Source organism: Mesorhizobium yinganensis (assembly GCF_040081985.1).
GTDB lineage: Bacteria > Pseudomonadota > Alphaproteobacteria > Rhizobiales > Rhizobiaceae > Kumtagia > Kumtagia yinganensis.
Genome location: NZ_JBEBMH010000014.1, coordinates 137,110 through 150,343, shown reverse-complemented (window position 1 = coordinate 150,343; position 13,234 = coordinate 137,110). Strand labels below are relative to the sequence as shown.

Genomic DNA, 13,234 nt, shown 5'->3' with positions numbered 1-13,234 from the left:
GTCACGCCGGTCCAGCCGAGGTGATGATCTCGGTCAGCCGCAGGCCGAAGCGCGAGGGATCGTTGTCGAGGACCGTGATCTCGCCGCGGGCGATGCGGCGGCCGTTGACCATCACGTCGACCGCCTCGCCGACGCGCCGGTTGAGCGCCACGGTCGATCCCTTCTGAAGCCCCATCAGCTCGGACACCGACATCTCGGCGCTGCCCAGCACGATCTGCACTTCGACCGGGATGTTCATGATGATGTTGGCATTCGCGGCAACTGCGCCGCTCGGCGCGCGCGGCGCGCCCGTCTCTTCGCTGAGCACGCCGCGCAGTTCCTCTATGGCCCGGTTGAGCTGGTCCTCACCGCCGTCCTGCGCCGCCGCCCCGATGCCCTGGCTCATCCATCGTCCCCTTGCAATCTACCGTGGCGCCCGATCAATTCAGCGCCGCACCAGCCCGTCGATCAGATCCTGCCGCTCGTCGAAGGGCTGCTTGATCCGTACCGTATAGTTCTGTCCGAGTTTGCCGAACTCGCATACGAAAAGAGTCTTGTGCCGGGCTGACAGCTTCGTCTCGCCCTGCGCGTTTTCGCGCAGTTCGATGACCTGTCCGAGTTGCAGGCAGGCGATGTCGGCCAGCGTCATGCGGGCAAGCGGCATCGTCGCCTCCAGCCTGACGGCCGAACGCATGATTTCCTCGCCAAACCGTTCGCCCCAGTCGTCGTCCTTGCCGAGCTTGCCCGGCAGCGGTGCCTTGTCGCCGCGATGTTTTAGCAGCACACGCTGCGGCATGAACAGGGACAGCCGACCCGTCGTGCGGCCCGACGTGATGGCGAAGTCGATGCGCGCAGCCGGCCCGTCGCGGATTGCCCGCTCGCGCAGCTCGGTTCCGGAAATCGCCTGCGGCAGCGGCAGGTTGAAAGCGAAGGCGCGCGGCCCCGACCCATTGACCGCCTTGGCGACTTCCTCGAACGCCATGGTCGCCACGTCGATTTCGGTCGGCGACAGAGGCCGTTCGATCGCCGCCACCGGCAGGTCCGGATCGCCGCCGAACATCGCCGAGACGAGGATTGCAACGCCAGGCGATTCGATCGTCAGAAGCAGTGCGTCGGGAGAACTCGGCGATGAGGCCACGGTCATCGCCCCATTCTCCTGCGGCCCGGGACGGGCAGCCTCGAAACGCGACAGTTCCACCGAGACGATGTCGAGGCCGACAGGCGTTGCCAGACAGCATGCGAGTCCCTTTCGGATCGCCGGCAACGCCCGCACGGCCAGCGCTCGGGCCGTCATGGTGATATGGTCGGGTTCGCCGGTGTCGCCGACCAGGCGCTCGACGATATAAGCGCGCATTTGGGAAGGATTGGCCGGGCTATCCATCGAGCACTTGCGTCCCATTGGGCGCGGTCATGGCTCAGGCCGCCTTCTTGGCGACTTCGCCGCCGCCGGTGTTCATCGTGCTCTGCTCGACCGCGTCGATCGAGGGACGGTCGTAGGAGGATATCGTCTTGCGGCCGAACTCGATCGCTACCTGCGGCAGCGAGCCGTTCATGTAGGCGAGCAGCGTTTGCTTGACGATGATGTAGAGCCGGTTGTTCTTCTCGCGAACGACCTTGATCTTGGTGGCGATGGGACCGACGATGCAATAGGACATGAAGATGCCGAGGAAGGTGCCGACCAGCGCCGCTCCGATCAGGCCGCCGAGGATTTCCGGCGACTGGTCGAGCGCGCCCATCGCCTTCACCACGCCCAGAACCGCTGCGATGATGCCGATCGCCGGAAAACCGTCACCGACGGCGTTCATCGCATGGTAAGGTTTCAGGCTGTCGGCGCGGATAGTCTGGATTTCCTCGTCCATCAGCGCCTCGATCTCATGCGGCCGGGCATTGCCGATGATGATCAGCCGGCAATAGTCGCAGATGAAATGCGTCAGGTCGTGGCGTTTCAGAACCAGCGGGAATGCCTGGAAGATGGCCGATTCCTCCGGGTTGTCGATATGCGCTTCGACCTCGCTGCGTGACTTGGTGCGCAACTCGCGCATCAGGCTGTGCAGCACGCCGAGCGTTTCGAGATAGTCCTTTTCCTTCGGCACGGCCTGCTTGAACGCTTCCAGCATCGCCTTGCCGGTGTCCTTCACCACCTTCATCGGGTTGGCGACGAGGAAAGCGCCAAGCGCGGCGCCGATGATGATAACGGCTTCCCAGGGCTGGATCAGCACCTCGACGTGACCGCCCATGGCCATGAAGCCGCCGAGCACGCAGCCCAGCGTCACCACAAGTCCGATCAGAATGCCCACGCGCGTACCCTTCGCATGATTTTGCCAGCCTCGAAGGATTAGCGTCCGTGCCTTGTGTGAGGCTTGAATCGGCCATGGGGCGGGATTCAGCCTCGCGCAAGCAACCTGTCCTAGTGTCCAGCGCATCTGAGGGCGGAGTCGGCGCGCGTGCTCAACACCTACACGAACTACCAGCTCATAGCGAAGGACATGGCCAAGTCGATCGACCGCGTCGAGGCCGAACCGACGGTGAAGCGCGAGACCGAATATTACCTCGCCAACATCACCAAGGTGAAGTCGATCGAAGACCTGATGAAGGACGATCGGCTGTTCCGCTATGCCATGAAGGCGCACGGCCTTGCCGACATGAGCTATGCGAAGGCCTTCATGGTGAAAGCCATGAAGGAAGGCATCGACGATGAGGACAGTTTCGCCAACAAGTTGACCGACAAGAAATACTACGAGTTCGTAAAAACCTTCGACTTCGTCGGCTTCGGCGAAACGACCACTGTGCGCACCCGCGCCCAGCAGGGTACGGTCGACATGTATCTGCGCCAGACGCTGGAAGAAAACGCCGGCAAGCAGAACGAGGGCGTGCGCCTTGCCCTCTATTTCGAACGGAAAGCCGGCGGCCTGACCAATTTCTATGAGGTGCTGGCCGATGCGGCGCTGAGCCGCGTGGTGCGCACCGCGCTCGGGCTGCCCGACTCCTTCGCCTCGGCCGATATCGACAAGCAGGTAAAACTGTTCGAGGAAAAGATCGACATCGCCGACCTTTCCGATCCGGAAAAGCTCTCAAAGTTCCTGCAGCGCTTCACCAGCCTGTGGGAGTTGAGCAACCCCTCGCAGGGCAATGCGACGTCGCAGATGAGCGTGCTGTTCGCCCAGCCGGCTGAATACGGCATCTCGACCAATCTTCTGTTCTCGATCCAGGGCCTGCGGAAATAGTTCGATGCAGGATGGCCTCTACGTCGCCCTTTCCGCTCAGATGGCGCTGGAGCGCAGGCTGAACACCATCGCCGACAACGTCGCCAATGCGTCGACTGTGGGTTTTCGCGCTACCGGCGTGAAATTCGAGGATGTGGTAAGTGGGCTCGGCCAGAAATCGGTCGATTTCACCACCTCCGGCGACACCTTCATGTCGACCGAGGCCGGCGCGCTGCGCGAGACCGGAAATCCCTTCGACTTCGCCATCCAGGGCGACGCCTGGTTCGGGATCGAGACACCGGGCGGCACGGTGATGACCCGCGACGGGCGCTTCACCATGCTGGACACGGGCGACCTCGTCACCTTGCAGGGCTACCCCGTCCTCGATGCCGGCGGGGCACCAATCCAGCTCGATCCGCAGAACGGCCCGCCGACCTCCGGCGCCGACGGCTCGTTGCGCCAGCAGGGCCAGCTCGTCGGTACACTCGGCCTCTATAATTTCGATCCGGGCGAGAATTTTGTGCGCTACGCCAATTCCGGCATCGTGCCCATGGGCGCGCCGGAGCCGGTCGTCGACCGCAACGACATCGGCGTGGCGCAGGGATTTCTGGAAGAATCCAACGTGAACCCGATGCTGGAGATCACGCGCCTGATCTCCGTGCAGCGCAATTTTGAGAACATTGCGGCATCGATCCGCAGCAGCGACCAGACCTTCAGCGACGCGATCGCCACCCTCGGGTCGAAGACCTAGAGCAGGCGCAGTCACTCTCTTGCAACCAACACCTCATCCGGACGGATCGGTCATGCCGGCAGCCACCTCCGATCCGCTCGATCTCCTGGAACGCAGTTGGGCTCGTTTCTCCGGCGACCGCACGCTGGTGCGGCAAGGCGGCAAGGTGAGCGAGGTTTCGCCGACGCATTTTCGTGTCAGCGGTCTTTCCGGCACAGCCCGGCTCGGCGACATCGTCGAACTGCGCGGCAACAGCGGTCGGCGGCGTGGTGAGATCGTGCGGATCGGGCCGCACGATGTGATGGTGGCACCATTCGATCGTGCTGCCGACGCCGGCATCGGCGACCTCGTCTTCATCCACGGTCCGCTCTCGGTCGTGCCCCATGCAAGCTGGCGCGGGCGGGTGATCGACGCGCTCGGCCGCGCCATCGACGGCCGCCCTTCCATGATCGAAGGCGATCCGCGCCACGCCGTCGAGGCCACTCCACCATCCGCTCTGGCCCGCCAGCGTGTCGGCACCGGCTTCCGCACCGGCGTGCGGGTCATCGACATCTTTACGCCCATCTGCTTCGGCCAGCGGCTCGGCATCTTCGCCGGCTCCGGCGTCGGAAAATCTACCCTGCTCGCCATGCTCGCGTCGGCGGAAGCCTTCGACACGGTGGTGGTCTCGCTTGTCGGCGAACGCGGCCGCGAGGTCCGCGAATTCCTCGAAGACACGCTGGGCGAACGCGGCATGAAGAAGACCGTTGCCGTGGTCGCCACCAGCGACGAGAGCGCGATGATGCGCAGGCGTGCGCCCGACACCGCCATGCGCGTTGCCGAGCATTTTCGCGCCCAGGGCCACCGCGTTTTGCTGGTCCTGGATTCGATCACCCGCTTCGCCCACGCGCTGCGCGAGGTGGCTATCGGCACCGGCGAGCCGCCGATCTCGCGTGGCTACCCGCCTTCCGTCTTCACCGACCTGCCCAAACTGCTGGAGCGGGCAGGCCCCGGCGCCGACGGAAGCGGCTCGATCACCGCCATCATCTCAGTGCTGGTCGACGGCGACGACCACAACGATCCGGTCTCGGATGCCGTGCGTGGCATCCTCGATGGCCACGTCGTGCTCGACCGCGCCATCGGCGAACAGGGCCGCTATCCCGCCGTCAATCCGCTGGCCTCGATCTCGCGCTTGGCGCCGAAGGCCTGGAGCGACGACCAGCGGGCACTCGTCGGCAAGCTGAAGGCGATGATCGCCCGCTTCGAGGACACGCGCGACATCCGCCTGCTCGGCGCCTACCAGGCCGGCGCCGACCCGGAACTCGACATCGCCGTGCGCCAAGTGCCGCTCCTCTACGAGGCGCTCAACCAATCGCCCGCCGACCGGCCGTCCGTCGATCCGTTCGCCGATCTTGTCCGTCACCTCAAGCCGAGGGAAAAGCCGCATGGCGCCCAGCAGAACTGACGGCGCGCGTTCCGCCGCCGGCGAGCAGCCCGTACGCACGCGGCTACTTGCCCGCTTGTTTCCGGCAAGGGTCATGAAGCTGCGCGCGCCGGTACCGGAAAGACGGCGGCGCAGCGACCTGATCATCGCCGGCCTCGGCATCGCGCTCGGTTTCGGCTGCGCGGTGTTCCCTTGGTACATCTTTTTTAACCAGGACAAGTTCGGCATCCGCGCCATGAAGTTCGAGGGTAATTCCGATCAGCAGCCGCCGCTCACGCTGGGTGCCGGCGGCGAACGCATCGGCGCGCCGATGACGGCCGAGGACATCCCGCCGATGCAACTCGACCTGTTCGCCGCCGGTACGATCGGCGCCGGCGCCAACGCGGAGGAAGAGGACAAGCCTGCCGCCAAAGCACCCGACCAGCCGTTTCCGGGCGACGAGGTGCGCTTCCGCCTCGTCTACGCCGCTGCCGGCCGCGCGATGATTGCCGACGAAACCGGCATGTGGGTTGTCCAGCGCGGTTCGCTGCTGCCCGACAACAGCACGGTCGCCGGCATCGAGCAGCGCGACGGCAAATGGGTGCTGGTCACATCGGCGGACAAGGTGGTGGAACTGGAAGAGATGTGAGGGCGCAGGGGCCTTCGCATTCGGCCCGGCATTCCACCGAGGCTACGCCGGGGAATTCCAGTCCACAGTTCCGTGGTCCCCGATGGCTTCGACCTGATCCGGATCGACGCGAGCACAAAAGACAATCAGGTTGATGGCACCAGACCGGGCGCTCGGCACGAGCAGCCCATCGTACCCATGAAAATGAGCCACTTCCGCGATTTCCTGCGTGCGTGGATATTCGGCTACCCGTTCGAAATAAGACATGCGCCCATATCGGCTCGTGTCCAGTCCCAAAGCCTCAAGTGCCTGCAGAGACGAGAGATCGAGCACATTTCGCAGACGGACCCGCAATTCATGAAGTCCGAAGCGCAGCTTGGAAGGGACGACAGGCTGTCCCGCCCTGAGATGAAAGAGCATCTCGGCCAGGGCGCCTTCGCGCGTGCGCGATGTGTAGAGAACCTCGAATGTCGTGTCGTCCCAGCGGCCGCCCGATGCACTGCAATCGGTCGGATCGCGGCCCTCGCGAGCCACTCTCCATACGATTTCATCAAGCGACTTCCCCGAACGGCCGTCGAGAGCGTCGATCAGACCTATGTCGCGCGGACCGCGAGGCATTTACAGGTATGCCCCGGCATCCAGCCGGTTCAGAACCTGAAGCACCTCATCGGCCCGGTCGGCGTGGATCAGGTCGATTGCCCTTGCGCCGTCGAGTTGCGGATGTCGCGCATAGAGCCAGGTTCTGATCTCGTCTGCCGAATAATATTCCTGCAGGCGGCCGACGACATAATGCAAGTCGGAGATACGCAATTCATTGCTTGGCTGGGGTTTCGCCGCCCCGCTCCGCCAGCGGGAAACTGTTGCCTTCGACACATCGGTGATGTTGGCGATGTCCGTGCCGCGAAGCCCGCCATTCGTTTCGAGCTCTCCGATGAAGCGCGCGACCGTGCTCTGTGCGGAAGACATGTCTCTTCTCCGATTTTAGCTGAAAAGGAGCGGGCCCAGTTTCGATCATCGTTCCGTTCTTGTTTCAGGTCATCAAATTATGAAACAGAGACGGAACCGTCAAGCAGGCACTCGTGCTTGCCAGACGTGGCTTTCTCCACAAGCCCCACGCAAGACTGGCTGCCTAGAGTCTGGACGAACGCCCGGAATCCGGATCAGCCTAGGCCATGCAGCCCGTCAATCTCTTTCATCTAGCCTCGCAGCAAGCCGAATGGCTGTCGGCGCGCCAGGCAACGGTTGCCGGCAACATCGCCAATGCCAACACGCCCGGCTACCGCGCCGTCGACGTCGAACCCTTCGAGAAGGTGCTGGAGCGCACCGGCGTCTCCCTGACGGCGACGCAGGACGGCCATTTCGGCGCCCGCGTCAGCGAGGTCAACTACCGCAGCCGCGACGACGACCGAACCACCGCTATCCTGCCTTCGGAGAACACCGTGGTGATGGAGCAGGAACTGATGAAGGCGGGCGAGGTCGGCCGCTCCTTCGAGATGAACACGGCGATCGTCAAGGCTTTCCACCGCATGATGCTTATGAGCGTCAGGTAGCGCCATGGACGCTCTCTCCACCGCCCTCAAGGTCGCCGCGTCGGGTCTCTCGGCCCAGTCGGAGCGGCTTCGCGTCGTTTCGGAAAACCTCGCCAACGCCCAGTCGACCGGCAACGCCCCCGGTGCCGACCCTTACCAGCGCAAGACCATCACCTTCGCCGCCGAACTCGACCGCGCCACCGGCAGTTCGGATGTCGAAGTGCTGAAGATCGGCCGCGACGAGACGGATTTCCCCATCGAATTCATGCCTGGCCACGAGGCCGCCGACACCAACGGCTACGTCAAGATGCCGAACGTTAACGTGCTGATCGAGATGGCCGACATGACCGAGGCCAACCGCTCCTACGAGGCGAACCTTCAGGTCATCAAGCAGGCGCGCTCGCTGATCTCCATGACCATCGACCTGATGAGGCCGCAGTCATGATCACCGGGCTCGGCCCCATCAGTCCGAATTTCCTGACCGGCACCGCCGGCGGGGTGTTGAGCCCTACCACGCCCGTCGCCGGCGGCGCGGCCGCCGAGACCGGCGTGTCCTTCGCTTCGGTGCTGGCCGAAACCGCCGGACGCTCGGTCGACAAGATGAAGGCGGCCGAGCAGATGTCGGTCGAGGTGCTGCAGGGCAAGGGCGACATGCGCCAGACCGTCGACGCCGTGATGAGCGCGGAGCAGTCGTTTCAGGCAGCGGTCGCTATCCGCGACAAGATCGTCACCGCCTATCTCGAAGTCAGCCGCATGGCGATCTAGGAGCAAGTCAAATGCGCGCCCTTTCCATCGCCGCCACCGGCATGAACGCCCAGCAGACAAACCTGGAAGTCATCGCCAACAATATCGCCAACATCAACACCACCGGCTTCAAGCGTGCCCGTGCCGAGTTCACCGACCTGCTCTACCAGGTCGACCGGATGCAGGGCGTGCCCAGCCGCGCCAATGCCAGCGTCGTGCCGGAAGGCGTCAGCATCGGCCTCGGCGTCAAGACGGCGGCGGTGCGCAACCTGCACATCCAGGGCAATCTGATCAGCACCGGCAACAAGTTCGACCTGGCGCTGACCGGCAATGGCTGGTTCCAGATCGACGGCGCGGACGGCGAGACGCTTTATACGCGCTCCGGCGCCTTTAATACCAATGCCACGGGGCAACTGGTGACGCTCGACGGCTACACCGTGCAGCCCAATATCACCATTCCATCCGACGCGATCGAGGTCGTCGTCAACAAGTCCGGCGAGGTTTTTGCCCGCATCGACGGCCAGGTCGATCTCCAGAATCTCGGCCAGCTTCAGCTCTCCAATTTCTCCAACGAGGCCGGGTTGGCCGCGATGGGCGACAACCTGTTCCGCGAGACACCGGCTTCCGGCCCGGCCATCACCGGCGTGCCCGGCGATCCCGGCTTCGCCGAGGTCGAGCAAGGTTACCTCGAGGCCTCCAACGTCGATCCGGTGAAAGAAATCACCGAACTGATCTCGGCGCAGCGCGCCTATGAGATGAATTCGAAGGTCATCCAGGCGGCCGACGAGATGGCGGCCGTGGTTTCCAAGAACATAAGGTGAGACCGATGCGCCGGCGCATCCTCCTTCCGTTGGCAGCGCTTGCCGCCTTGGCGGGCGCGGCGCCGGTTTTCGCCGGCGAAGCCGTGCTTGTGCCCAACCGCGTCATCTATCCGGGCGAGACGCTCGCGGCCGAGGCGCTCAAGGAAGTCATCCTCGCCGAAGGCAAGGTGCCGCCCGCCAACGTGGTGATCGTGCTGGCCGGGCTGGAAGGTAAGGTCGCCAAACGCACTCTGCTGCCCGGGCGCTATGTGCAGGCAAATGCGCTGCGCGAAGCCTACCTCGTCGAAAAAGGCGTACCGGTCGAGATGGTCTTCGTCGCCGGCTCGCTGTCGATCTCCGCCACCGCCGTGACGCTGGAGCCGGGCGCTGTCGGCGACGTCGTCAAGGTCCGCAACATCGACAGCGGCAAGGTCGTCAGCGGTATCGTCATGGCCGACGGCACAGTGAGGATCGGCGGCTGATGAAGCGCCTCCTCCCCCTGTTGCTGGCTGTCGCGCTGGGTTGCCATGCAGCCCTTGCCGACGACAGCCGCGCCGGGCGCAGGCTGGGGCCCGGCGACAAGGGCGCCGGCGACGGCACCTATGACGACCAGACGGTGCTCTATGACGGCCGCCACCTGACCACGGCGCGCATCAAGGACATCGCCCAGCTCCAGAGTTCGCGCGACAACCAGCTTATCGGCTATGGTCTGGTGATCGGCCTGAAGGGCACCGGCGACGGCCTGCGCAACGCACCTTTCACCGAACAGTCGATCCGCGCCATGCTGGAAAACCTTGGCATCGCCAGCGAGGGCGGCCGCTCCCGCGCCAAGAACGTCGCCGCGGTCATCGTGACAGCCAATCTCCCGCCCTTCGTGCAGTCCGGGGCGCGCATCGACGTTTCTGTTTCGTCGCTCGGCGACGCCACATCATTGCAGGGCGGCACGCTCGTGATGACGCCGCTCAAGGCGCCGAATGGCGAGATCTACGCGGTGGCGCAGGGCTCCGTCTTCGTCTCAGGTTTCACCGCGCAGGGTGATGCCGAAACCCTGACGCAAGGCGTACCGACTGCTGGCCGCGTCCCCAACGGTGCTATCGTCGAGCGTCAGGTCGAGGCCGAGTTCTCCAATATCGGCACACTGATCCTTCAATTGCGCAACCCAGATTTCTCGACTGCGGTGCGCATCACCGATACCATCAACGACTACTCGATGGAACGCTTCGGTCGGCGCGTCGCTTCGGAACAAGATTCGCGCACCGTGCTCATCAGGAAGCCGGAGCAGATTTCCCCTGCCCGCTTCTTCGCCGAACTTGAAAACCTCGTCGTCGAATCCGACGCGCCCGCCCGCGTCGTGCTCGATGAACGCACCGGCACCATTGTCATAGGCAACCAGGTCAAGATTTCCCGCGTCGCGGTCAGCCATGGTGCGCTGACCGTGCGCGTCACCGAGACGCCCACCATCGTGCAGCCCGAACCGTTCTCGGATGGTGTCACGGCTGTCGAACCCTTCACCACGATCGAGGCCGGACAGCCCGACGCCAAGGTTGCCGTGCTCGACGGTCCTGACTTGCAGACGCTGGTCACCGGCCTCAATCGCCTCGGCGTTAAACCCGACGGCATCATCGCAATCCTCCAGGGCATCAAGTCGGCCGGCGCCTTGCAGGCAGAGCTCGTGGTGCAGTGAGCCAAGCGATGATCTTGCAGCACGCACAAACGTTCCGCTGGTCCCGCCCGAGTTTTGCCGCGGCAATGCTGGTGATTGCCGCAAGCGTGCCAGCCGCCACGGAGACGATACCGCTCTCGGGCACGCAGTCGCCCTCCGAGATCGAAAAATTCTGCACCGGCATCGCCGATGCGGCGCGCGACCGCCGCTATTCGCTGCAGGCCATGGAGCTGAAGAAGCTCAAGGACGATGTCGACGAGCGCATCAAGCGCCTCGAGGAAAAGCGCGCCGAATACGAAAGCTGGATGAAGCGCCGGGAAATCTTCCTCGCCAAAGCCGAGGACGGCGTCGTCAAGATCTATGCGTCCATGAAGCCGGACGCGGCCGCTGAGCGGCTTGCGGAACTCGACGTCAAGCTCGCCGCCGGCATCCTCATGAAACTCGATTCCCGCAAGGCGGGCGTCATCCTCAACGAGATGAACAGCAAGTCCGCCGCCACGCTCACCGGCATCATGGCCATGGCGGCGCGCAGGGAAGATCCGTCATGAGAACAATCCTGGCCCTCGCCGCGCTGTCGATGCTCGCCGGTTGCGGCTCCAATCTGAAGGAGATCGGCAAGGCGCCTGACATGTCGCCGGTCGGTTCCGGCGTGGCGCTGGTGCCCCCTTCGGAGAGCGGCTACGCCGAACCGAGGTCGCAGCCGGTCAAACGTTTCTCGCTTTGGAACGACAAGCAGAGTCGGCTGTTCACCGATCCGCGCGCCATTGCTACCGGCGACCTCCTCACTGTCCGCATCGCCATCAGCGACCGGGCGAAATTCAAGAACGAATCCGACCGCAGCCGCGTGGCGGAGCGTTCGATGGACCTTAACTTCTCCGGCGACTGGAACGGCACCAAGACCGGCGAGGCGACCGCCTCCGGCCTGATCGGCGCGACGACCAGCACCGACGGCAAGGCCGCCACCGAGCGGTCCGAGGACATCCTGCTGCGGGTGGCCGCCGTGGTCACCGACGTGTTGCCCAACGGCAATCTGATGATCCACGGCTCGCAGGAGGTTCGCGTCAACTACGAACTGCGGGTACTGACCATCGCCGGCATTGTCCGGCCGACGGATATCGGGCCTGAGAACACCATCTCCTACGAGCGCATCGCCGAGGCCCGCATCTCCTATGGCGGCCGCGGCCGCCTCTCCGAAGTCCAGCAGCCGGGCTGGGGCCAGCAGGCCGCAGACCAGCTCCTGCCGTTCTGATCCGGGGGGTGGACGATGACAATCACCGACCAGGCCGCTGCGCCCGCCAAGGGTCCCTCCATGATCCTGCAACTCGCGGTGCTGCTGGCCATGACTGGCGCAGCCGTCGGCGGCGGGTGGTTTGCAGGCAACTATCTCGGCCAGGCGGGAGGCCATGAAGGCGCCGTCGCCGAGAAAGCCGCGCCGGCGGGCGGACATGGCGCCCCGGAAGCTGGACATGGTGAAGAAGCCGAGGCGAACCCATTGCTTGTGCCGCTGCCGCCGATGACCACGAACCTCGCCGCTCCGAGCCGCGTCTGGGTCCGCATGGAGCTTTCGCTGCTGCTTGATGCCGCCCAGCCGCCCGAACTCATCGAGACCATCCACCAGGACCTGTTCGCCTATATGCGGACCTTGAAACTGCACCAGATCGAAGGTGCCAGCGGCTACCAGCACCTCAAATCCGATCTGGAAGAGCGCGCCCGCATCCGCAGCGACGGCCACGTCAAGCAGGTTCTGATCAGGACGCTACTGTTCGAATGAAACGCCTCTTCTGGACCCTCGCGGCGCTCGCCGCCACGACCGGCGTCGCCGGCGCCCAGCAGATTGATCTCGGCGCCATAGGCCAGGCCGACGGGACCACGATCGGCTACGTCATCCAGATGTTCGGCCTGATCACGGTGCTGTCGATCGCGCCGGGCCTTTTGATCATGGCGACCAGCTTCACGCGCTTCGTCATCGCCTTCTCCATCCTGCGCGCCGGCATCGGCCTGCAGACGACGCCTGCCAATCTGATCCTCATCAGCCTGTCGCTGTTCATGACTTTCTACGTCATGGCGCCGACTTTCGACCAGGCGTGGAATAACGGCGTCAGGCCGCTGATGGCCAACCAGATCGACGAGACGGTGGCCCTGGAGCGCATCTCCGACCCGTTCCGCGACTTCATGGCCCGCAATGTCCGCGACAAGGATTTCGACCTGTTCGCCGACCTCGCCCGCGAGCGTGGCCAGACCGTATCGCGGGACAACGTCGACCTGCGCATCCTGGTCCCGGCCTTCATGATCTCGGAGATTCGGCGCGGCTTCGAGATCGGCTTCCTCATCGTCCTGCCATTCCTGGTCATCGACCTGATCGTCGCCACCATCACCATGGCCATGGGCATGATGATGCTGCCGCCGACGGTGATCTCGCTTCCCTTCAAACTGTTGTTTTTTGTGCTGATCGACGGGTGGAACCTGCTGGTAGGCAGCCTCGTGAGATCCTTTACCTAATTCGTAACCAAAGTCTGGATTTGAGGCTGCCGATGGCCTTTTTGGCCCGGTCAATCT

Annotated in this window: 19 protein-coding genes; 14 read left to right on the top strand and 5 right to left on the bottom strand. The window is 64.1% G+C overall.

What is annotated here, in order from left to right; translation table 11 throughout:
• Position 1 precedes the first annotated feature (1 nt).
• The 3 genes from fliN to motA all read right to left on the bottom strand — a co-directional run bounded on the left by fliN (position 2) and on the right by motA (position 2,276).
• Entirely contained in the window at positions 2-385 is a 384-nt protein-coding gene (fliN, locus tag ABMA59_RS23060) for a flagellar motor switch protein FliN (RefSeq protein WP_349007738.1), read from the bottom strand.
• Between the two features lie 39 nt (positions 386-424).
• Positions 425-1,333, bottom strand: a complete 909-nt coding sequence (locus ABMA59_RS23055) for a FliM/FliN family flagellar motor switch protein (RefSeq protein WP_349007737.1) — start codon at positions 1,331-1,333, stop codon at positions 425-427.
• A gap of 61 nt (positions 1,334-1,394) precedes the next feature.
• A complete protein-coding gene (gene motA / locus ABMA59_RS23050) occupies positions 1,395-2,276 on the bottom strand; it encodes a flagellar motor stator protein MotA (protein ID WP_349007736.1) in 882 nt (293 codons plus the stop codon).
• Positions 2,277-2,423: 147 nt separating this feature from the next.
• Between motA and ABMA59_RS23045 the strand changes: the two genes are divergently transcribed.
• Genes ABMA59_RS23045 through ABMA59_RS23030 form a run of 4 tightly spaced genes read left to right on the top strand, consistent with a single transcriptional unit; the run spans position 2,424 to position 5,963 of the window.
• Positions 2,424-3,203, top strand: a complete 780-nt coding sequence (locus ABMA59_RS23045; RefSeq protein ID WP_349007735.1) for a DUF1217 domain-containing protein — start codon at positions 2,424-2,426, stop codon at positions 3,201-3,203.
• A 4-nt stretch (positions 3,204-3,207) separates the two neighbouring features.
• A complete protein-coding gene (gene flgF / locus ABMA59_RS23040) occupies positions 3,208-3,933 on the top strand; it encodes a flagellar basal-body rod protein FlgF (RefSeq protein ID WP_349007734.1) in 726 nt (241 codons plus the stop codon).
• A 52-nt stretch (positions 3,934-3,985) separates the two neighbouring features.
• A complete protein-coding gene (fliI, locus tag ABMA59_RS23035) occupies positions 3,986-5,356 on the top strand; it encodes a flagellar protein export ATPase FliI (protein ID WP_349007733.1) in 1,371 nt (456 codons plus the stop codon).
• Positions 5,337-5,963, top strand: a complete 627-nt coding sequence (locus ABMA59_RS23030; protein ID WP_349007732.1) for a hypothetical protein — start codon at positions 5,337-5,339, stop codon at positions 5,961-5,963. Before fliI ends, ABMA59_RS23030 begins: the two co-directional genes overlap by 20 nt.
• Positions 5,964-6,005: 42 nt before the next feature.
• Here ABMA59_RS23030 and ABMA59_RS23025 read toward each other — a convergent pair whose 3' ends face one another.
• On the bottom strand, positions 6,006-6,560 hold the full coding sequence (locus tag ABMA59_RS23025) for an RES family NAD+ phosphorylase (RefSeq protein WP_349007731.1): 555 nt from the start codon (positions 6,558-6,560) through the stop codon (positions 6,006-6,008).
• Complete coding sequence (locus ABMA59_RS23020) at positions 6,561-6,908, bottom strand: antitoxin Xre/MbcA/ParS toxin-binding domain-containing protein (protein WP_349007730.1); 348 nt, start codon at positions 6,906-6,908, stop codon at positions 6,561-6,563.
• Positions 6,909-7,114: 206 nt separating this feature from the next.
• Here ABMA59_RS23020 and flgB point away from each other — a divergent pair, with 206 nt between their 5' ends.
• From flgB to fliP, 10 genes are read left to right on the top strand one after another with little or no spacing between them, the layout of a single operon-like run.
• Positions 7,115-7,492 (top strand): flagellar basal body rod protein FlgB, encoded by a 378-nt coding sequence (flgB, locus tag ABMA59_RS23015; protein ID WP_349007729.1) that lies wholly within the window; start codon positions 7,115-7,117, stop codon positions 7,490-7,492.
• A 4-nt stretch (positions 7,493-7,496) separates the two neighbouring features.
• Entirely contained in the window at positions 7,497-7,916 is a 420-nt protein-coding gene (gene flgC / locus ABMA59_RS23010) for a flagellar basal body rod protein FlgC (RefSeq protein WP_349007728.1), read from the top strand.
• Positions 7,913-8,236: a flagellar hook-basal body complex protein FliE gene (gene fliE / locus ABMA59_RS23005; RefSeq protein WP_349007727.1), complete on the top strand. Its 324-nt coding sequence runs from the start codon at positions 7,913-7,915 to the stop codon at positions 8,234-8,236. The genes flgC and fliE overlap by 4 nt, the downstream gene beginning before the upstream one ends.
• An 11-nt stretch (positions 8,237-8,247) precedes the next feature.
• Positions 8,248-9,036, top strand: coding sequence for a flagellar basal-body rod protein FlgG (gene flgG / locus ABMA59_RS23000; protein WP_349007726.1), 789 nt, complete (start codon positions 8,248-8,250; stop codon positions 9,034-9,036).
• A gap of 5 nt (positions 9,037-9,041) precedes the next feature.
• Positions 9,042-9,497: a flagellar basal body P-ring formation chaperone FlgA gene (gene flgA, locus ABMA59_RS22995; RefSeq protein ID WP_349007725.1), complete on the top strand. Its 456-nt coding sequence runs from the start codon at positions 9,042-9,044 to the stop codon at positions 9,495-9,497.
• The gene (locus tag ABMA59_RS22990; RefSeq protein WP_349007724.1) at positions 9,497-10,699 is read left to right on the top strand and encodes a flagellar basal body P-ring protein FlgI; all 1,203 of its coding nucleotides are present in this window, start codon (positions 9,497-9,499) and stop codon (positions 10,697-10,699) included. The genes flgA and ABMA59_RS22990 overlap by 1 nt, the downstream gene beginning before the upstream one ends.
• An 8-nt stretch (positions 10,700-10,707) precedes the next feature.
• Complete coding sequence (locus tag ABMA59_RS22985; protein ID WP_349007723.1) at positions 10,708-11,226, top strand: MotE family protein; 519 nt, start codon at positions 10,708-10,710, stop codon at positions 11,224-11,226.
• On the top strand, positions 11,223-11,927 hold the full coding sequence (flgH, locus tag ABMA59_RS22980; protein WP_349007722.1) for a flagellar basal body L-ring protein FlgH: 705 nt from the start codon (positions 11,223-11,225) through the stop codon (positions 11,925-11,927). The genes ABMA59_RS22985 and flgH overlap by 4 nt, the downstream gene beginning before the upstream one ends.
• A 15-nt stretch (positions 11,928-11,942) precedes the next feature.
• Positions 11,943-12,449 (top strand): flagellar basal body-associated FliL family protein, encoded by a 507-nt coding sequence (locus ABMA59_RS22975; RefSeq protein WP_349007721.1) that lies wholly within the window; start codon positions 11,943-11,945, stop codon positions 12,447-12,449.
• On the top strand, positions 12,446-13,177 hold the full coding sequence (gene fliP, locus ABMA59_RS22970; protein ID WP_349007719.1) for a flagellar type III secretion system pore protein FliP: 732 nt from the start codon (positions 12,446-12,448) through the stop codon (positions 13,175-13,177). Before ABMA59_RS22975 ends, fliP begins: the two co-directional genes overlap by 4 nt.
• Positions 13,178-13,234 lie beyond the last annotated feature (57 nt).

Bases quoted from the DNA above. Each gene is read 5' to 3' on its own strand.
- fliE (WP_349007727.1), top strand. From the start codon at position 7,913: ATGATCACCGGGCTCGGCCCCATCAGTCCGAATTTCCTGACCGGCACC.
- fliP (WP_349007719.1), top strand. From the start codon at position 12,446: ATGAAACGCCTCTTCTGGACCCTCGCGGCGCTCGCCGCCACGACCGGC.
- fliN (WP_349007738.1), bottom strand. From the start codon at position 385: ATGAGCCAGGGCATCGGGGCGGCGGCGCAGGACGGCGGTGAGGACCAG.
- flgG (WP_349007726.1), top strand. From the start codon at position 8,248: ATGCGCGCCCTTTCCATCGCCGCCACCGGCATGAACGCCCAGCAGACA.
- ABMA59_RS23020 (WP_349007730.1), bottom strand. From the start codon at position 6,908: ATGTCTTCCGCACAGAGCACGGTCGCGCGCTTCATCGGAGAGCTCGAA.
- flgH (WP_349007722.1), top strand. From the start codon at position 11,223: ATGAGAACAATCCTGGCCCTCGCCGCGCTGTCGATGCTCGCCGGTTGC.
- flgC (WP_349007728.1), top strand. From the start codon at position 7,497: ATGGACGCTCTCTCCACCGCCCTCAAGGTCGCCGCGTCGGGTCTCTCG.
- ABMA59_RS23025 (WP_349007731.1), bottom strand. From the start codon at position 6,560: ATGCCTCGCGGTCCGCGCGACATAGGTCTGATCGACGCTCTCGACGGC.
- flgF (WP_349007734.1), top strand. From the start codon at position 3,208: ATGCAGGATGGCCTCTACGTCGCCCTTTCCGCTCAGATGGCGCTGGAG.
- flgB (WP_349007729.1), top strand. From the start codon at position 7,115: ATGCAGCCCGTCAATCTCTTTCATCTAGCCTCGCAGCAAGCCGAATGG.
- ABMA59_RS22985 (WP_349007723.1), top strand. From the start codon at position 10,708: ATGATCTTGCAGCACGCACAAACGTTCCGCTGGTCCCGCCCGAGTTTT.
- flgA (WP_349007725.1), top strand. From the start codon at position 9,042: ATGCGCCGGCGCATCCTCCTTCCGTTGGCAGCGCTTGCCGCCTTGGCG.
- ABMA59_RS22990 (WP_349007724.1), top strand. From the start codon at position 9,497: ATGAAGCGCCTCCTCCCCCTGTTGCTGGCTGTCGCGCTGGGTTGCCAT.
- ABMA59_RS23055 (WP_349007737.1), bottom strand. From the start codon at position 1,333: ATGCGCGCTTATATCGTCGAGCGCCTGGTCGGCGACACCGGCGAACCC.
- fliI (WP_349007733.1), top strand. From the start codon at position 3,986: ATGCCGGCAGCCACCTCCGATCCGCTCGATCTCCTGGAACGCAGTTGG.
- ABMA59_RS23030 (WP_349007732.1), top strand. From the start codon at position 5,337: ATGGCGCCCAGCAGAACTGACGGCGCGCGTTCCGCCGCCGGCGAGCAG.
- ABMA59_RS22975 (WP_349007721.1), top strand. From the start codon at position 11,943: ATGACAATCACCGACCAGGCCGCTGCGCCCGCCAAGGGTCCCTCCATG.